An 18,869-nucleotide genomic window follows, 5' to 3' on the forward strand; every position below is an offset into this window, starting at 1 on the left:
AAATTAAATTTCAACCAAGTCAAAAAAAATTTATTTAGACATTTGAAGGTATTGCTTCCACTTTTTAAAGCCAAGCTTGTTGTAGAACGACTCAAGCGTGGTCCAATCAATCATCCAGACATCTCCCCCGTCCTCTTTTAGCTCCTTCATCGCCTGTTTGACAATTTTCAAGCCAAGTCCATTTTTCCGGACCTGAGAAGAAACGCCAAGCGGCCCGATTCCGCCTACTGCCTTTCCCTTGTAAAGCTCACTCCAGTAGACATTGGAGCCTATCACAGCGTCATCCGGACGATTTATTCGACAGAACCCTCTGACTCTATCACCCTGCCAGATCAGGACGAATTGCTGTGCCGTTCCCCCTCGTTCAAACAGGCTGCGCACCTCATACTCCCAACGCCCCGGAAATGCTTCCTGTAAAAAAAGAATGAGTGCTGGTTCATCCCCGCTTTGTCCCCTTTTAATCTGCAAACCAGGTTCCACGGACACCGATAATTCGATTTCGCATTCTTCCACCATTTGAATCATGTCAAAGACCACTTCACCAGATTGATAGCCCTTTCCTTTAAACCATTCTATTGATTCCGTTAACTCCAGCGGAATCCCAGGAAAAAAATGTTGCACATCTCTGCCAAGATGAATCGTGGTGCATCCCTGCTCTCGGAGACTCTCTTCCGCCTCTTTCAATAACTGACCGCCAATTCCTTTGCCGCGCCATCCTTCTTTTACAAAAAGGAAATTGATCCACCCAACATCCCCGCCAGGATGATATCCAAGCGTTTCGCCCGGCCACCTTTTGGCGATTACCGCACCGACCACCTCGCCATTCTCGACCGCTGTAAAACTGCTCTTTGGACAGAAGCTTTGCTCATCGGTGGTATTCTGTTGAAATAACCTTTGCGGAATCGGCAGAATGGAGCCCATGGATTGATTCCATGCATTCAAAATGGAGCCAGCATGCTCAGGTTTAAATGATACCGTTTTCATAAGTGAATTCACCTTGCTGTTTCTCTCCCTTCTAAACTATTTACTCAGCCTGCCTACAAAATTCTCCATGAGTCGTTCAGTTCCTTTTTCTGTTTTTTAAAAAAGGAAATGTATGGGACTGGGAAAAAAGACTAGGAATGAAAGGATTTTCACAATAATTGTGACGTTAGTCTTATGAAATCAGCTGGTTTTCAAAGTAATATTGTCTAGTTTTATATGTTTTGGAAGTAATAAAAACAGGAGTTAAGACATGGATGGAAATTAAACATAAACAGGAAAAAAATGAGGGAAACTTGAAGACATGATGTTGGGGATTGTGTGTGTTAGTGGACCAACTTATATAGTATTCGACATGAAGGGCAAAACACCTTTAGGGGTCTGACCCCTTTTCTGAATTTTTTCAGAACAAAAAAATACCGCCAAACGGTACCTGCGTTTGGCGGTTTTGACATTCTCTTGTTTTTGCGCTGTTGTGTTGTTTGTGTATCGGTATTGTTAGTATACCCGGGTGGGCTAGGTTTTATTCCTTGTTTAAGGTGAAAGTAGATAAAAATTTGCATAGAAAAAGAGCAGCTTTCCGGAGTTGTGTTTCCCGTTTGTAAGCTGCTCTTTGGTTCAATAGAGTTTATCGATTTAGCAATTTATTTTATTAACAAGACTTTGTATTATGTTAGATAGCTAACGGATTCTTCTTTTTCTTCATCAGAAGATCCTTCGTCGCCGTCTTTGTCTTCTCCGTCTTCAGGCTTGTCTTCGCCTTCTGCAGGAGTTTCTTCTTTATCTTGTTCACCAGCTGGCTCGCTTCCTTCTTCAGAAGCTTGTCCTTCTTCCTCTAAAAGGGAAGTTACTGGTTTGTTAAAAAAGCTGATCGGATTCACTGCTACATTGTCCTTGCGGATTTCAAAATGAACATGTACTGCGTCTTTGTTCAGTTGGTTAGTGTGCGCTTTGGCGATTGTTTCACCTTGCTCTACGAAATCATTGACTTTGACTTGTACGTCAGTCAGTGATTGATAGATTGTTTTCACTCCATCCAAATGCTCAATTTCAACGACGTTTCCTAGTAATGGATCATTTTCGACATGCGTTACAGTTCCACTTAAAGAAGCGACTACTTCGAATGTTTCGCCGTCTTTCATTGCAATGTCGATACCTGTATTTGGTTGGTAACTGCCATTGTATTCAATGAAAGCTGCTTCTTGCTCTTCTTTAGATGCATTAGCATCCCAGAATGGTTTTTGGATGACAGAAGAATTAACATCTGTTACCGGCATTACAAAGTTTTCCACTGGGCTGTTTACTTCTACGGAATCTTGATCTCCATAAGAAGTGGTAGGTCCTTGCCCTTCTGCGTTGTTTCCTGGGTTACCTGTTTCATTACCTGTTTGTGATACTAAAACCGCTGTCAAAATGATTGCTGCGCACCCAAGATAGATTGCTGGGAACACCCAACGCTTTTTCATTAAGCGTTGCCAATTTGAATTTTGAGAAGTCCGTTTCTTTTCTTCCTCTCTCATTGTATCATCACCTCAGCAATCATTCTGAACAGATTCACAGAATAATATACATCGCGCTGAGAAAATTTTTTTGAAATGCTTATTTTCCTTCAATGGAGGCGGTTTTATGCATGGAGGATGAAAAAAGTTTTAAAAGGGGTCAGACCCCGGCATTAGCCGGGGTCTGACGGGTGAACCTCTATTCGACATGAAGAGGGAAAATCCTTTGGGGGTCTGACCCCCAAAGGGTTATTTTTTTCATTTTTATAGTTTCCCCTATCTCTACTGCTCTTTCTATCTCTTCGCTGTGACTTTGGTGAGGTATTGGTCGGCGCTCGCGATTTGGACGTCCTTGTAGTAGTGGGAGATGATTTGCGTGTAGTTTTTTCCTTCTAGGGCCATTCCGTTAGCTCCGTATTGGCTCATCCCGACTCCGTGGCCAAAGCCCTTGGTGGTGATGACGATGTTGTCTCCTTTGCGCTCCCAGGTAAAATCGCTGGAGCGCAGTTTAAGGGTGTCACGCACTTCCCTGCCACTCAATGTCTTCCCATTAATATCTACGGCCTCCACGCGGTTACCAGTCGTACGTGCGATAATTTTCCCGACAGCCCCGTCACTTCCCAGGGTTACACCGAGCTTGGATTGAAATTCTTGTACCGTCAATGAAACCTGGCTTAAGTATTTTTCAGAATCCACATCCCACGGGCTTTCGACACTACGCAAATATGGAATTTCATTTGGCCAGTATTCTTCTGAGTTTTCGGTGTAGCCGTTGCTGGTGGAAAAGTAGCTTGCATCGATTGGTGCATTATTATAGGTAAGGACGGATCCTGCTGTTTCAGCAACCGCCTGTATTATTTTTTCCATCTTCCAGTTAAAGTCTTCCGCCGCCCAAGCTGCTTTTAGCTCCTCTGGGCTCTTATACACCTGGTGCTGTTCGGTATCTGTTACATCCGCCCCATCTGGTGTTCCAAGCTTTTCTTCCGCCATCAGCTGTCTTAAAATATACGTTCTCGCCGCTAATGCCTGAGCCTTTAATGCTTCAAGTTCAAAGTCGGCCGGCATTTCTGATGCGACCACACCAACTATGTAGTCTTCAAGCGGGATGATCTCGATCGTTTCCTGTTTGTGACGATAAACCGCTACGTCAATTGGAGAATCAATTGGTTCTACTTGCTTCTGGATTTGTTGATTAGGTTGGAGTTCTTCTGCTAACTGGCCGCTTTCCTTGTCGACAAACGGCATGACTAATAACGTTGGTACCATTAATACCATGACAAATAGAATAGAAGTGAGTACGATGATTGGTTTTAAGTTTCTCATAGCGCCGAGCCTCCGATAACAATAAAGTAGTAGTTTGGTTGTTGATGGTTGGATACCTTTACTCTTCATTCTTATGGAAGTGGACAAGCAAATATGACTAAAATCTGGGCAGCTTTCAAGAGTTCCTACCCAAGCCTCACCTGCCCAAAAACTCCTAAAAACTTCTATATTATATTGACATAACCCACCACTATCAGAAAACAATTCAACATCACACAAAAAATATGGTCTGACACAAAAAAAGTTGGAATACTATAAAGTAGTGAAAAAAAAGAGCCGTGCAGGGGTCAGACCCCTGCAGGAATTTCCGCTCTCATGTCGAAAGCGGCACAAAAAAAGTTCAAAAAAGGGTCAGACCCCTAAAGGAGTCTGACCCTTGATGTAGAATATAAATATATGATTGGCTATTTTGGTGTGTTTAGGCTTCTTTGATTTGCTCTAGGATGATTGTTTGTTCTTGTTCCATGGAGCTTACTCGTTCGATGTCTGCGCCTAGTGCTGCTAGTTTGTTGTGGAAGTTTACGTATCCACGGTCTAAGTGTTTTAGTTCGGTTACACGAGTGTATCCGTCTGCGATTAATCCAGCTAGGGTTAATGCCGCTGCTGCACGAAGATCTGTTGCCGCTACTTCTGCACCTTGTAAAGTTGAAGGTCCATTGATGACAACGGAACGTCCTTCAATCTTGATGTCGCCGTTCATACGACGGAACTCTTCCACATGCATGAAGCGATTTTCAAACACAGTTTCAGTAATCATACTTGTGCCTTCTGCCGCTAATAATAGGGACATCATTTGAGATTGCATATCTGTTGGGAATCCTGGGTGTGGCATCGTTTTGATATCGATTGCTTTCAGTTTTTCAGGCCCGATCACGCGTAATCCGTTTTCGACTTCTTCAAACTTAACGCCCATTTCTTCCATTTTCGCGATTAAAGAGCTGGAATGTTCCGGCACTGCGCCTTCCACGATAACGTCTCCACCTGTGATTGCAGCTGCTACCATGAATGTACCTGCTTCAATGCGGTCAGGGATGATATTGTGTTGGCATCCGTGTAATTCGGAAACCCCTTCGATTCTAATAGTACCAGTACCTGCTCCACGAACTTTTGCTCCCATAGAGTTCAAGAAGTTCGCCAAGTCCACGATTTCCGGTTCTTTTGCAACGTTTTCCATGATTGTCGTTCCTTCAGCAAGTGTTGCTGCCATCATGATGTTTTCCGTTGCCCCTACACTTGGGAAATCAAGATATATTTTCGCGCCTTGTAATCTTCCGTCTACTTCGGCATCGATATAACCATTTCCAACTTTCACTTTTGCACCCATCGCTTCGAATCCTTTTAAATGCTGATCAATTGGTCTTGAACCGATTGCACAGCCTCCAGGTAAAGCAATTTGCGCTTTTCCGTTACGTGCAAGCAATGATCCCATAACAAGGACAGATGCGCGCATTTTTCTTACATATTCAAACGGTGCTTCTGTGTGAAGCTCTCTTGTTGCATCGACAATTATACGATTATTTTCAAAATCAACATCGGCATTCAAATATCGCAAAACCTCGTTAATCGTATAAACGTCGGAGAGCTCAGGTACATCTAAGATTTCGCATTTGCCTTTGCTAGCTAATAAAGTTGCGGCGATGACAGGTAGTACTGCATTTTTTGCTCCCTCTACTTTAACAGTACCCTTTAACCTTTGTCCGCCGCGGACGATGATTTTTTCCAAAACGTTCCCCTCCGCGTCATTTATTCTATATATTAATATTCAACAGTAATAATTGGCGTGCCTACAATCACGGTAGTCTTATCGCCCATTCCTTGTGTTCGTAACCCAATTTGTAAGTTCATCTTTCCCTGATGTGTCGGAAGAACATTATTCCATGCATCAGTATATGCTGAAACTGATACAAAGGTATCTTCCTGAATCTCTTCAACTACTTGTGCTGAAAATGCTTCAAGCAAAATATTTGTCGTATTTTGCAAACCACCTTCAATTTTATCATTGAAATCACCAGTCATACAACTAAATATTTCAAAGTCTTCATGAGAAATATTGGTAAGATTCGAATGGAAGTTGTTAATTATCTCTGTTGCTACAGGCTTTTCCCAACCATATCCAGTTACCTCATATAATAGATACGAAGTTTTGGATGAGTTTGTGTGGGTTGTGATGAGCTGAAGAGTCTCTTCTTGCTTTAATAAGTCATTATAATGAGTCCCAACTGCTTTCCATTGATCCTCTTCTTCTATCACGTTCCAACTAAGATGGCCCATATTCTGTTTTAAACGATTTACCTCTTTTTGAAAAGCGACTAAATCCCTAATTTTATAGACGTTCTTCCGCCCATAAAGTTTCCATTCCTGAACATTTATTTTCTCCTCTTGAAAAACTTCTGCGATTTCAAGTATCTCAGTACTGATATCGTTTGGTAATTGAGCTCTGCTTACTTCATTCCCAAGAATTACCCCTGTAAAACATATTACACAAATAAAAAATAGTCCTAGCAATCTATTAATATAAAGTTTCCACTTTTTTTCTATACTTTTAGTACTAGAAATGAACCCATTACCCCGCTCATTATGCCCGTTCCACATATCCCCCACGCCCCTTTTCATGTTACTACCCATTGTTGCCAAGCTGCCCGTAAGAGATACATAGGAATGTTCGTCAAAATTTTTGTGGTTTTTAAATATTTTTATATTTTGGGGTCAGACCCCGGCAGGAATTTCACCTTTTATCTAGAAGGCGGCATGTGAGGGTAGGTTTGAGGTTGGGGTGGTGGTTTGGATGTTGTCGGTTTTTGGTGAGGTTGGTCGAATGGCTTGTATTTGGTGTGTGTTGGACAGTATTTTGGGTTGTTTGGACAGTATTTAAGGGTTTTCCGCTTGTATTTGGGTCAGTTTGGACAGTATTTAGAGGTTTTCCGCTAGTATTTTAAATTAGGCTGTAATTTTAAGTGTTTGAGGCACTCTAAAATCAAGAGATTACTAAATTACCACAAAAAAACCAGGGGATTCTATCCCCTGGCAGCTAAATCACGCTTATTTTCACCAGATCATCGGCAGTCTTTGGGAGAGGAACAGGTAGTCCAGGAAAAAGTTGCTGACGGAGGATCCGATGGCGATGGTGACCAAAATGAGTAGCAGTCTGATTTGGACGACTTTGTTTGGTTTCATCCATTTTTCGTATTGGACGGATTGGAGTGCCCACCAGGTGATGCTGATGAATAGTAGGTGGGAGATGATGCTGACGAGTGCTTGTACTCCGATATCGATCATTGGGAAAGCAGCCTCCTCTTTATTTTAAGTTAAAAGTTTGGGTATACTCCGCTGTTGATTTCCGTGCCAGGCTTCGCTTTCCGCGGGACGGTGCTTGAGCCTCCTCACTTCGTTGCGGGGTCTCAACCTACCGTTTTTCCCCCGCTGGAGTCTCAGCCTTTTCCCTCCAATCACCAGCTAGATATACCTTGCTTCAATAGTTTCTTCCTATAGTAATCCACAAAAAAGAAGGAGCGTGTGAACTCCTTCTTTCTTATTAAATCATATTGCGCTTACCTGTGACAATCAGTTAGTTGTCTGTTTCGAAGATATCCAATAGAATGTCGAAGTTGCTTCCGAACATGTCTATGGCAAGGCCTGGCAGGATTCCGAGTACCAATGTTGCAATCGCGCATACAAACACGGTGATCCAGATTCCAACGGGAACGTGGATTTTTTCTTGGCTTGCCGCCGGGCGGAAGAACATTTGGGTCATGATTCCGAAATAGTAAAAGTATGAGACGACGGTGGTCAGAATCAAGACGGATGCCAGGACATAGGCGTTGGTTGGTTCTGAAATGGCACCGACGAAAATCGATAATTTTCCAATGAATCCGGCGGTTCCCGGGATACCTGCCAAAGAAAGCAGGAACACGGACATCAACACAGCAAGCAGCGGTGAGCGCTGGTACAGTCCGGCGAAACGGCTCAAGTCCTCTGAGTCATCACGTGCGGTGACGACTTGCAGGACGGCAAGTGCCCCGATGTTCATGAACAGATAGGCGACCAAGTAGAACCACATTGCTTCGAAAATGAAGATGAAGTTTACGGTTGCCAGTGGCACCAACAGATACCCGGCGTGGGCGACTCCTGAGTAGGCGAACATTCGCTTGACGTTGCGCTGGCGCAGTGCTACGAAGTTACCGATGATCATGGAGGCCACGGCAAGTACGGCGATAAATTCCCCCATGGAGAACAGCATGGATGAGCCTTCTGCTGATCGCGTTGGGAAGAACAGTGTCACGAACAGGCGCAGGACGATGATGAAGCCTGCTGTTTTGGATACGACTGCAAGGAATGCTGTTACTGGTGTTGGCGCGCCTTGGTAGACGTCCGGTGCCCACATGTGGAATGGTGCGGTCGCAAGCTTGAAGGACAGGCCGACGAACATCATCATGAAGGCGATGACCAGTAGGAATTGCATGTCGCGTGCGTTGATTTGGGATAGTGTGATCCACATTTCCTGCAGGTTGGTGGTGCCGGTCAAGCCGTACACGTAACTCATCCCGAACAGGGTGATGGCGGTGGCAATCCCGCCGTTGATGACGTATTTCATGGCCGCTTCGTTGGATTGCAGGTTCTTTTTGCGAAGGCCTGCCAAAACGTAGGAAGCCAGGGACAATAATTCAAGTCCGACAAACAATGTAATCAGGTCGCCGCTTGAGGACATGATCATGGCTCCTAGGACGCCCAACAGCAAGAGGTAGAAGAACTCCCCTCTGTACTCGCGCATGCCTTCTTTAGGCTCGTAGCTGATGGCCATGAGCATCACGAAGGCTGCTCCGACTAGAATCAACGTTTTGAAGGCCATCGCGAAGCTGTCGAGTCGGTATGTTTCGTAGAGAATGGTGGTGACTTCTGTCGGGCCCTTGTCGTACATTCCCACCAAGAATCCAAGGGCCACCAGGATACTCGCGAATCCGAGCCAGCCGAGCAGTCTCCGGTCTATTTTTTTTGGTAAAAATAAGTCCAATAGTGAGAGAAGGGTTGCTACACCAAGGATGATGAATTCCGGTGCCATGACACTCCAATCAAAGCTGAGTAAGGTTTCTAAATCCATCTCCTGTTCACCCCCCTATCCCTAAAATAATGGCGTTGATGGTGTCTTGCAGCGGTTGTGCGAGAATGCTAGGGAAAACTCCAATCAGGACGATGAAGAATAGCATGGCAAAGACGGGAATGTATTCGATTCCGCGCAGGTCCACTACTTTTTCGCTATAGCCTGCCGCTTTGGTGCCGAATGTCATTCCGAGCACAGCGCGCAACAGGTACGCCGCTGTCAAAATGATGCCGAGCGTTCCGACTGCCGCGACTACCGGCATTTCATTGAAAAGGCCCATGAAGGCAAGGAATTCGCTGACAAATCCGGACATGCCAGGCAGGCCGAGTGAGGCCATGGCGCCAACAAGGAAGAATCCTGCTGTAAGCGGCATCGCTTTAGCGAGTCCTCCAAGCTTGCCGATGTCTGTTGTTCCGGTGCGTTCGTACATCACTCCGATTAAAAAGAACAAGAGTGCAGCGATGAATCCGTGGGAGACAACTTGGAAAATGGCGCCTTGGATTCCCGCTTCGTTCAGGGCCGCAAGTCCGATCAGGACAATTCCCATATGCGAGACACTGGAGTAGGCCAGCACCATTTTGAAATCAGTTTGGATGAGTGCGAGGAACGCTCCGTACAGGAGGTTCACCACTCCCAAGATTGCTAGAATGAAAGCGAGCTGGTCGAATTGTTCCGGAAAAATGCCAACACCGAAACGGATCAGACCGAATGCCCCTATTTTCAAAAGAACGCCGGCATGCAGCATGACGATCGATGGCGGTGCTTGCACGTGGACCTTCAGCATCCAACTGTGCAGCGGTACGATCGGCAGCTTGATTCCGAATGCCACAAGCAATGCGATCAAAAGCCCCATGCGCAGGTCGTCTGACACTTCGCCAAGGAACATGGTGTCGCTGTTGCCGGTGAACATGGCCGTTATTTCGGCGATATTCATCGTGCCTGTTTTGGTGAAAAGAACTACGAACACAATTAATAGAACTGCAGAGCCGAGACCGTTGTAGATAAGGAAACGGTATGCTGCGCTTTCTTTTTCAAAATAGCCCCACTTTCCGATGAGGAAGAACATCGGAATCAAGGTGAGCTCGAAGAAAAAGAAGAATAAGAGCAGGTTTTCCGCTGCAAAGACACCGAGCATTCCTATTTGTAAAAGAAGAAAGAGAATGAAGTAGCCTTTCCATTCTTTTTTTACATGGATGCTCGCGATGGCTGCAAGGGTGGAAAGCACGGCCGTCAGTAAAATCATGACGAGTGAGAATCCGTTGATGCCAAGCTCGAAGGAGATCGGCTGGTACACTTGGGAGCCGTAGATGTCTTCTGTCAGTCCTTTGTTGCCGAATGTGATCCATTCATGCTTGACTGCAAATTGCTCCAGTCCCGCTCCTGCCTTGTATTGCCAGAACGCGATAAGCGCGAGCACCAAGGACGGCAGGGTGGCGAGGAAACCGACCATTTTGATGGCGCCTTCGTTTGCTTTTGGTGTGATTAAAAGAACCAAGATACCTAAAAGAGGGGCAAAGATTAGAGCTGTCAAGAATAGGCTGTTCATCCGATGTACCCCCCTGTGAAGACGAAAATGATGATAAGAATGGCGAGTCCGACAAACGCGACTGCTCCGTATGTCTGGGTTTGGCCGTTCTGCACTTTGGCTCCGAGTCTACCGATTTGTTGGGATGCCGCGGCAATTCCCTTCATCGTCCCATGTACAAGGAACTCGTCGATGTATTTCAGGAACAGGCTGATCACGCGAGTTCCGTAGACGAATGTCATATTGTAGATTTCATCGACAAAGTATTTGTTGCGTAAAATGCTGTAAAGATGCGGTGCGCCTTGACTGAACGTTTCGCGCGCGATGGAGCGGCGGAAATAAATCAGGTAGGCGATTCCGATTCCAGCAACTGAAACAAGGATGGCCGCCGCCATGATCCATTTTGGTCCCTCAATATGGGATGGTCCATATAGGCTGGTCCCTTCTGTCAGCCAGTCTCCGAGGAAATGGCCGAACCATGGGGTGTTCATGTACCCTGCCACGACCGCGAGAACGCCAAGCACGATCATAGGAATCGTCATGACGGACGGCGATTCATGAACATGGCGCTGGTCTCCACGCGCTTCGCCGGTGAAAACCAGGAAGAACAGGCGGAACATATAAAATGCCGTGAAAAATGCGGCGATCAATGCCAGTAAAAATAAGAATGGGTTCCCATTCACCCAGGCGGCAAGGAGGATTTCCTCTTTACTGAAGAACCCGGAGAACAACGGAACACCTGTGATGGCAAGGGTCCCAATTAGAAACAGAATTCCGGTGGTGCGCATTTTTTTCCATAGTCCGCCCATTTCGTCGATGTTTTGCGTGTGGACGGCATGGATGACGCTACCTGCTGCAAGGAACAGCAAGGCTTTGAAGAATGCGTGTGTGGTGAGGTGGAAAACCCCTGCCACATAGCCTGCCGAACCGAGTGCAAGCATCATGAATCCGAGCTGGCTGACGGTGGAGTAGGCTAGTACTCTCTTAATATCTTTTTGTACAAGACCGATCGATGCCGCGAAAATGGCGGTGAATGCTCCGACGATTGCGACCGTCATAAGCGCTGTTTCACTGCCATTGAATAGCGGAAACAGGCTTGCCACTAGGTAAACCCCTGCTGCAACCATCGTTGCTGCGTGGATCAGGGCAGACACTGGTGTTGGACCTTCCATCGCGTCAGGTAACCAGGAGTGCAACGGGAACTGACCTGATTTTCCCATTGCCCCGATAAAAATAAGGATGGCAATGAGGGTCAACATACCAGCGGATATTGCTCCGGCATTGACTGCTTCAAAAATCACATCATATTCGAAACTGCCGACCTGCCAGAATAATAGGATGATCCCGATGAACAACCCGACATCCCCGATACGCGTCATGATGAACGCTTTTTTGGCAGCGGCTTTTGCTTCATTTTTATAAAAATAGAACCCGATGAGCAAGAATGATCCCACTCCGACAAGCTCCCAGAAAATGTAGAGCTGAAGCAGATTCGGTGACATCACAAGCGCCAGCATGGCAAAGGTAAACAATCCTAAATAGGCGTAAAACACGTGGAAACGGTCGTCGCCTTGCATGTAACCTTTGGAATAAATATGTACGAGTAAGCTGACAAGTGATACTACGACAAGCATCAAGGCGTTTAATTGATTGACTTCATATCCCGCCGTCAGGACGACGTCTCCTATTTGGAGCCAGTCGAATGTGGCTTTGAAGGTTGGTGCTGAAAACCGCTCCCATAGTGCTGTGAGGGAAAAGATGAGCGACAGGCCGATCAGTATGATGCCTAGGTGTGCGCTCGATTCTTTCATTCTTTTGCCGACTAGCAGTAACAGGATAAAGGAGATCAGCGGAAAAAGCGGGATGATCCAGGCATTTTCCATCATTGTATCAAGTCCCCTTTTTTTTAGTTCTTCAGTGTATTCATTTCGTCGATGTTGACGGTGCGGCGGTTGCGGTAGAGGGCTATGAGGATAGCCAGGCCTACTGCGGCTTCTGCTGCTGCGACGGTGATGGTGAACAGGGAGAACACTTGCCCTGTGATGGACGGTGCGATGCCAAATTTGCTGAATGCGACTAGATTGATGTTGACGGCGTTCAGCATGAGTTCGATACAGATCAAGACGATGACCGTGTTGCGTTTTGTCAGTGCGCCGTAAAGTCCGATACAGAATAAAATAAGTGCTAGTACCAGGTAGGCTGATAATGGAACTCCGCTCATTCCTTGGTCGCCTCCTCTTTTACCACGTCTTCTTCTTCGTCATCGCGTCTTGCCAGGATGATCGCTCCGACAAGTGCGACAAGCAGGATCACCGAGGTCAATTCAAATGGTATGACGTATTTTGCATAGATGGCGACACCAATCTGCTCGGTGTTGTCCACATGCAGGTCGGCAGATTCTTGTGAGCCAAGGTCCAGGCTGTACAGCCCAAAATACATGACTGCCGCAAAGCCCAGAACTCCTGCGCCGACGAGAATTTTGCGGGCAAGTCCGGATGTTTCGGATTCGTCGTTGTGACGGGTCAGCATGATTCCGAACAGCATGATGATGGTGATGGCCCCGGAATAGATGAGAATCTGGACAGCCGCTACAAATTCAGCGGAGAGCATGACATAGATGCCGGCGATGCTGATGAAGGTGAACACAAGGGAAACGACCATGTGGACGACCTTTGTCAGGTTCAGCATCAGCACTCCACCGGCGATCGCAGCGATTGCTAGGAAAAGAAATGCGATGAATTCACCGGTTATCGTCATGCTTTATTCTCCCTTCTGATGTTCGTATCATTTTCATCGAGCCATTGGAGGTCCTTGAAAAGTCGATCACGGCTGTATTCGGCAAGCTCAAAGTTGTTGGTCATGATGATGGCCTCTGTCGGGCAGACTTCTGTGCAGAGGTCGCAGAGGATACAGATTTCAAAGTTGATATCGTATGTGTCGATGATTTTCCCCTTTTTCGTTGGATCCGGGTGTTTTTTCCCCGTCAGTTGAATGCAGTCTGTCGGACAGATGTTGGAGCACTGATTGCAGACGATGCATTTTTCCGGGTAAAATTTTTGGATGCCGCGGAACCGGTCCGGTAGCGGAAGCGGTTCATTTGGGTAATCATAGGTTACTTTTTTCTTCGTTAAGTTTTGTAGGGTATATTTTAAACCTTTTGCAAGACCGAGCATTTCGCTTCACCCCTATTCTTCCGTTACCCCTTTTAGTAATGAAAGTAAGTTTTTTATTTAAAGAACAATTCCTTCATGATCGCTGAGAAAAAGATGTTTGCCAGGGCCACTGGGAGTAGTACTTTCCAGCCGAACTCCATGAGCTGGTCTGCGCGCAGACGCGGGAATGTGACTCGGATCCAGATGAGCACGAATACGACGACGCTGAATTTTAACGCGAACCAGACGGCACCAGGGATGAATCCGAGGAACTCGAATGGTGGTAGCCATCCGCCTAGGAACAGGACGGTGGTCAAGGATGCCATCGCGAAAAGATACACGTATTCTGCTAGCATGAAGAATGCCCAGCGGAAGCCGGAGTACTCTACATGATACCCTGCGACAAGCTCTGATTCTGCTTCTGGTAAGTCAAATGGTGTACGGTTCAACTCTGCGACAGAAGCGATGACGAAAATAAGGAATCCGACTGGCTGCAGGATGATGAACCAGAACGTTTCGCCTTGAGCGGCGACAATCTCGTTTAGGTTGAGGCTTCCCGCCAAGAGGACAACCCCGATTACAGACATAACAAGCGGCACTTCATAGGAAATCATTTGGGCCGCTGCACGCATTCCTCCAAGTAACGAATACTTGTTGTTTGATGCCCAGCCTGCCGCTACGACGCCGACTGTGGTGATTCCGGAAATCGCGATATAATAAAGCAAGCCGACCCCGATGTCCGCAAATTGAAAGCGGTCGGTAAACGGGATGGTGGCAAGCACCATGAACGCCGGTGTGAAGGCGATTACTGGTGCGATAATGTATAACGGTCGATCAGCAAGTTTCGGGATTGTGTCTTCTTTTATGAGAAGCTTTAACACGTCGGCTACGGTTTGGAGCAAGCCCCAGGAGCCCCCGACCTGGTTTGGTCCCATACGCCCTTGCATGAAGCCCATTACTTTACGCTCGGCAAGGATTCCGTAGGTTACGAAGCCAAGGACGGCAAGGAGCAAGGCCGTTGCCAATCCGAAAAAGATGAAAAAGTTCGTCCAGGATGGTGAGGAATGCAGCAAGCTTTCCATCATTAGCCATCCACCTCCCCAAGGACAATATCAATTGCCCCTAAAATGGCGATCAGGTTTGCCATGTTTTCGCCTTCTAACAGCTTCGGTAAGATTTGCAGGTTGTAAAAAGATGGACGGCGGAATTTGAGTCTATATGGTTCTTTTTTTCCGTCACTGGCAATGTAGCAGCCAATCTCGCCGCGCGGGGATTCGATACGTACATATGCCTCTCCCTTTGGCGCTTTGATGATCCTTGGCACCTTTGCCATGATCTCGCCTTCTTTCGGGAATTGTTCGACTGCTTGTTCAATGATCTTCAGGGATTCTTCGATTTCCTCCATGCGGCAGTGGTAACGCGCCCATGCGTCTCCGCCTTCCCTTGTTGGAACGTCAAAATCAAAGCGATCGTAGATGGAGTATGGCTCATCTTTACGCAGATCCCACTTCACTCCGGTACATCTGAGGTTCGCACCACTCAGGGAGTACGCAAAGGCATCCTCCTTCGTGTAACGGCCAACGCCCTTCACACGGCTCATGAAAATTTCATTGCCTGTTACAAGGTCATGGTAGCCCTTCAGCTGCTCCCTCATATATGGAACAAATTCTTCTACTTTTTCAATCCAGCCCTCCGGCGCATCCCATTTCACACCTCCAACACGCATGTAGTTGAAGGTAAGGCGGGCACCTGACAGCTCATTTAATAGATTGATAATCATTTCCCGCTCACGGAACGCATATAGGAACGGACTGACCGCTCCGATATCAAGTAAATATGTACCATACCAAACTAGGTGACTCGCAACTCGCCCAAGCTCCATCGCAAGTACGCGAAGGTATTCGGCCCGGTCCGGTATCTCAAGTCCCATCATCGTTTCCACCGCGTGAACAAGCACGTAGTTGTTGGTCATGGCGGATAAGTAGTCCATCCGGTCGGTGTATGGAATAATCTGCGTATACTGGAGGTTCTCCGCGAGCTTTTCGGTTCCGCGGTGAAGGTATCCAATGACCGGCGTCGCTTCCTTGATGATTTCTCCATCGATTTTTATGACAAGTCGGAACACCCCGTGGGTACTCGGATGCTGTGGACCGACATTCAGTAGCATTTCCTCTGTGCGGATCATCTATTAAACCTCCACATCGTACGGCTCATAATCTTTTCTTAGCGGATAACCTACCCAATCATCCGGCATCATGATGCGCGTCATATTCGGGTGTCCTGTAAACTGAATACCAAGCAGGTCGTATGTCTCCCGCTCCGGCCAGTTTGCCCCTTCCCAAATCGGCTGGATGGAAGGGATTATAGGGTTTTCCCGATCAATTTTTACTTTTAGCGCTACAGATTGCTTGTTTTTATAAGAGTATAAGTGATTGTATATTTCCATATGCGTTTCAAAGTCTGAGCCGTGCATGTCGGATAGAAATTCAAACGTCAGTTGCTCATTGTAACGCAGGAAAGATGCCACTTTAAAATAGTTCTCAGGTTTCGCGACAAGTGTCGGGACATCTTTGGAAAGCGTGTTGATGTACGCGTCTTCCAAGGTGTTTTCTCCAAGGTTGTCGTTGATCACTTTTACATATTTATCGAGGTATTTCTGGTTTGGTGATGGCGTTGCCGGTGAATTTGATTCTGTTTCTGTTGCGCCGGCGGTAGTGCCGGTTGCTCCTTTGGCTTTGGCGGCGGCTGCGGTTTTTGCTTTGGAGGCGGCTACTGCCTTTGCCTTGGCTTTCGCGGCTGCGATGGCTTTTGCTTTTTCGTCTTGGAGGTCGGTTCCATCGGTGTCTGTGTCGGCGGATTCTGTTGAGGCTGCTCCACCGTCACGTTGCTGTTTGGCCAGTGCGGCGGCTTTTGCCTTGGCTGCTGCTGCGGCTTTTGCTTTCGCTGCGGCGATGGCTTTTGCTTTGGCATCGTCGCCGTCGGTTGCGGTTGTTGGTGCTTCGCCTGCGTCGCGTTTTTGTTTCGCGAGTGCGGCGGCGGCGGCTTTCTTTTTTGCTAATTCTTTGGCATCATCCGTGTCGGTGGAAGCTGTGTCAGATGCTGATTCCTCAGCGGCTTTTGCCTTTTGTTTCGCAAGCGCTGCGGCCTTTGCTTTCGCGGCGGCGGCAGCTTTCTTTTTCGCTAATTCTTTGGCGTCGTGACTTGCAGGTGCTACAGGTGTTGCGTCTTCTTTATTTTCAGAAGCCTTTGCTTCCATTTTCTTTTTCGCTTCTAATTTCGCAAGTGCGGCAGCTTTTGCTTTGGCTGCGGCCTCTTTCTTTTTTTCTTCCAGGCTTTTCTCCTCGCTCACTGCTAGATCACCTGCTTCCCTGTCTTGGCTTCATAACGAATTTTTTCACGAAGCTTGTTGATTCCATAAATAAGAGCCGCTGGATTTGGTGGGCATCCCGGTATGTACACATCTACAGGTACAATTTGGTCCACTCCTTTTACAACGGCATAGGATTTGATATACGGACCACCTGCAGTTGCACAGGATCCCATCGCAATGACCCATTTCGGCTCAGGCATTTGATCATACAAGCGCTTTAGGACTGGTGCCATTTTTTTCGTTACGGTACCAGACACGATCATACAGTCAGACTGACGCGGTGATGTACGAAAGAAGGACCCAAAGCGGTCGAGGTCATAGTGGGATGAGCCAACTCCCATCATTTCGATGGCACAGCAAGCTAGACCGAACGTCATCGGCCACATCGAATTACTGCGGGCCCATGCTTTCAGCTCCTCCAATGTTGTCAGGAAGACCGTCTGTTTCAGCTCTTCCATTTCCTCTGGTGAGATACTCTCTAAATTTAGATCCATTTCAACACCTTCTTCTTCCATGCGTATATTAATCCGATCAGTAATAACACTACGAAAATAAGCATTTCAATCAGTGCAAAAATCCCCAATTTCTCGTATGCCACCGCCCATGGATACAGGAAAACCGTCTCCACATCGAAAATGACAAATAATAGGGCAAATATGTAATAACGAACATTAAACTGAACACGTGAATCATGAAAGGGATCAATTCCACTTTCATAGGTCGTCTGCTTGGCTGCTGATGGCTTATTTGGACGTAAAACACGTCCAATAGCAAGCGCCACGACCGGAAGCAATACCCCTAGAGCCAAAAATACAACCACTATCAAATAGTTATTTTGATATAAGTTTAGTAGATTCATGCCCGCCCCCTCCGAAGTCTCTCTTCATTTTCAGACTGCTCACAATATTTAAAAATGTAACCGATAACAATTATATCAAATCCCCATATCGGTGTCGACAGGAGATATCCTTATTATGGCTATTGTTTTTAGGGAGACGAAGGGAATTGTGTTGGTGGAGGGTGAAGTTTTGTTTTTGCGGGTACAAAGTGAGGCGTTTTGCTCGAAGATGGATGGAAAATTACCTTGTTTTGAAAAAGGACTGATGGGTGGCTGCTGGAACTAGTGGGGTTGGGGCTATCGGGAGGGGGTTTTGTTGAAAGTAGGTAATAGGATTTGCGGATATCAATAAAACTCAGGATATATCAAGAAAAATTCGGATATATCAAGAATTTAGGAGCCTTTATCAATAAAACTCAGGATATATCCAGAAATTCAGGCATATATCAAGAAGTCGACAGATCCTTCGCCATTTCGACAACATTGGTACTGCCCTCACCAGTCCACCATTCTGCGTGAGATCCCCCCCTTTAACACATCACCGCACAGCGGGTCAGACCCCTCTTTACCTCTTTAAAGCAACAACACAAAAACCCCCTCCCTCCAAAGCACGTCTGCTCTGAAGAGAGGGGGTTTTAACAATCTTATATGCACAGGGTATTGTTACCCTCTTTTGGCTACGTTGATGCGGTTGATTGCGCGTTGAAGGGCAAGTTCGGCACGGCGGTAGTCGACGTCGTCTTGTTTGGACTGCAGTCGTTGTTCGGCGCGTTTTTTTGCTTCTTCTGCACGTGTAAGATCGATTTGCTCAGCTGCTTCTGCAGTTTGGGCAAGGATCGTTACTTTATCAGGACGCACTTCTAGGAAGCCTCCGTTTACTGCCACTTGTTCGGTTTTGCCGTCTTTTTTCATACGGATGCCGCCGATTTGAAGTGGAGCAACCATCGGGATATGTCCTGGTAGAACTCCCAGCTCACCGCTTTGAGCACGGGCTACTACCATTTCTACGTCTGATTCATAAACCGGGCCATCGGGAGTAACTACGCTGACTTTTAATGTCTTCATTTCATTCCCTCCTAGGTCCCT

19 protein-coding genes are annotated in these 18,869 nt (G+C 46.7%); 1 reads left to right on the forward strand and 18 read right to left on the reverse strand.

Translation table 11 applies throughout. From position 1 onward, the window contains the following. Positions 1–30: 30 nt before the first annotated feature. The 17 genes from LG307_RS20760 to LG307_RS20840 all read right to left on the reverse strand — a co-directional run bounded on the left by LG307_RS20760 (position 31) and on the right by LG307_RS20840 (position 17,804). Complete coding sequence (locus LG307_RS20760) at positions 31–984, reverse strand: GNAT family N-acetyltransferase (protein ID WP_404446077.1); 954 nt, start codon at positions 982–984, stop codon at positions 31–33. Positions 985–1,649: 665 nt separating this feature from the next. Further along, complete coding sequence (locus LG307_RS20765; protein WP_404446080.1) at positions 1,650–2,501, reverse strand: peptidoglycan DD-metalloendopeptidase family protein; 852 nt, start codon at positions 2,499–2,501, stop codon at positions 1,650–1,652. A gap of 273 nt (positions 2,502–2,774) precedes the next feature. Beyond that, on the reverse strand, positions 2,775–3,803 hold the full coding sequence (gene spoIID / locus LG307_RS20770) for a stage II sporulation protein D (RefSeq protein WP_404446083.1): 1,029 nt from the start codon (positions 3,801–3,803) through the stop codon (positions 2,775–2,777). Positions 3,804–4,221: 418 nt separating this feature from the next. Further along, positions 4,222–5,526, reverse strand: a complete 1,305-nt coding sequence (murA, locus tag LG307_RS20775) for a UDP-N-acetylglucosamine 1-carboxyvinyltransferase (protein WP_404446086.1) — start codon at positions 5,524–5,526, stop codon at positions 4,222–4,224. A 32-nt stretch (positions 5,527–5,558) separates the two neighbouring features. Then, positions 5,559–6,395, reverse strand: coding sequence for a YwmB family TATA-box binding protein (locus LG307_RS20780; RefSeq protein WP_404446089.1), 837 nt, complete (start codon positions 6,393–6,395; stop codon positions 5,559–5,561). 453 nt (positions 6,396–6,848) lie between these two features. Then, on the reverse strand, positions 6,849–7,079 hold the full coding sequence (locus tag LG307_RS20785; protein ID WP_404446092.1) for a DUF1146 family protein: 231 nt from the start codon (positions 7,077–7,079) through the stop codon (positions 6,849–6,851). A 289-nt stretch (positions 7,080–7,368) separates the two neighbouring features. Continuing rightward, positions 7,369–8,898, reverse strand: a complete 1,530-nt coding sequence (gene nuoN, locus LG307_RS20790; protein WP_404446094.1) for an NADH-quinone oxidoreductase subunit NuoN — start codon at positions 8,896–8,898, stop codon at positions 7,369–7,371. A gap of 7 nt (positions 8,899–8,905) precedes the next feature. After that, the gene (locus LG307_RS20795; protein WP_404446096.1) at positions 8,906–10,444 is read right to left on the reverse strand and encodes a NuoM family protein; all 1,539 of its coding nucleotides are present in this window, start codon (positions 10,442–10,444) and stop codon (positions 8,906–8,908) included. Next, positions 10,441–12,309, reverse strand: coding sequence for an NADH-quinone oxidoreductase subunit L (nuoL, locus tag LG307_RS20800; protein ID WP_404446098.1), 1,869 nt, complete (start codon positions 12,307–12,309; stop codon positions 10,441–10,443). The genes LG307_RS20795 and nuoL overlap by 4 nt, the downstream gene beginning before the upstream one ends. 20 nt (positions 12,310–12,329) lie before the next feature. Beyond that, the gene (gene nuoK, locus LG307_RS20805) at positions 12,330–12,644 is read right to left on the reverse strand and encodes an NADH-quinone oxidoreductase subunit NuoK (protein WP_010200357.1); all 315 of its coding nucleotides are present in this window, start codon (positions 12,642–12,644) and stop codon (positions 12,330–12,332) included. Continuing rightward, positions 12,641–13,180, reverse strand: coding sequence for an NADH-quinone oxidoreductase subunit J (locus tag LG307_RS20810; RefSeq protein ID WP_404446100.1), 540 nt, complete (start codon positions 13,178–13,180; stop codon positions 12,641–12,643). The genes nuoK and LG307_RS20810 overlap by 4 nt, the downstream gene beginning before the upstream one ends. Beyond that, positions 13,177–13,596 carry an NADH-quinone oxidoreductase subunit NuoI gene (nuoI, locus tag LG307_RS20815; protein WP_010200360.1) on the reverse strand — a complete coding sequence of 140 codons (420 nt, stop codon included), beginning with the start codon at positions 13,594–13,596 and terminating at the stop codon, positions 13,177–13,179. The genes LG307_RS20810 and nuoI overlap by 4 nt, the downstream gene beginning before the upstream one ends. A gap of 53 nt (positions 13,597–13,649) precedes the next feature. Beyond that, entirely contained in the window at positions 13,650–14,660 is a 1,011-nt protein-coding gene (gene nuoH, locus LG307_RS20820; RefSeq protein ID WP_060664605.1) for an NADH-quinone oxidoreductase subunit NuoH, read from the reverse strand. After that, on the reverse strand, positions 14,660–15,760 hold the full coding sequence (locus LG307_RS20825) for an NADH-quinone oxidoreductase subunit D (protein WP_063559289.1): 1,101 nt from the start codon (positions 15,758–15,760) through the stop codon (positions 14,660–14,662). The genes nuoH and LG307_RS20825 overlap by 1 nt, the downstream gene beginning before the upstream one ends. 3 nt (positions 15,761–15,763) lie before the next feature. Beyond that, on the reverse strand, positions 15,764–16,924 hold the full coding sequence (locus LG307_RS20830; RefSeq protein ID WP_404446104.1) for an NADH-quinone oxidoreductase subunit C: 1,161 nt from the start codon (positions 16,922–16,924) through the stop codon (positions 15,764–15,766). 2 nt (positions 16,925–16,926) lie between these two features. Beyond that, positions 16,927–17,439: an NADH-quinone oxidoreductase subunit B family protein gene (locus tag LG307_RS20835; RefSeq protein WP_010200368.1), complete on the reverse strand. Its 513-nt coding sequence runs from the start codon at positions 17,437–17,439 to the stop codon at positions 16,927–16,929. Next, a complete protein-coding gene (locus LG307_RS20840; RefSeq protein ID WP_010200369.1) occupies positions 17,430–17,804 on the reverse strand; it encodes an NADH-quinone oxidoreductase subunit A in 375 nt (124 codons plus the stop codon). The genes LG307_RS20835 and LG307_RS20840 overlap by 10 nt, the downstream gene beginning before the upstream one ends. Before the next feature lie 115 nt (positions 17,805–17,919). Here LG307_RS20840 and LG307_RS20845 point away from each other — a divergent pair, with 115 nt between their 5' ends. Further along, the gene (locus LG307_RS20845; protein WP_404446107.1) at positions 17,920–18,069 is read left to right on the forward strand and encodes a hypothetical protein; all 150 of its coding nucleotides are present in this window, start codon (positions 17,920–17,922) and stop codon (positions 18,067–18,069) included. A gap of 377 nt (positions 18,070–18,446) precedes the next feature. On the opposite strand, the gene LG307_RS20850 is transcribed toward LG307_RS20845, so the two are convergent. Next, complete coding sequence (locus LG307_RS20850) at positions 18,447–18,848, reverse strand: F0F1 ATP synthase subunit epsilon (protein WP_404446109.1); 402 nt, start codon at positions 18,846–18,848, stop codon at positions 18,447–18,449. Positions 18,849–18,869 lie beyond the last annotated feature (21 nt).

The sequence above is a fragment of the Sutcliffiella horikoshii genome (assembly GCF_044809035.1).
Taxonomy (GTDB): Bacteria; Bacillota; Bacilli; order Bacillales; family Bacillaceae_I; genus Sutcliffiella_A; species Sutcliffiella_A horikoshii_G.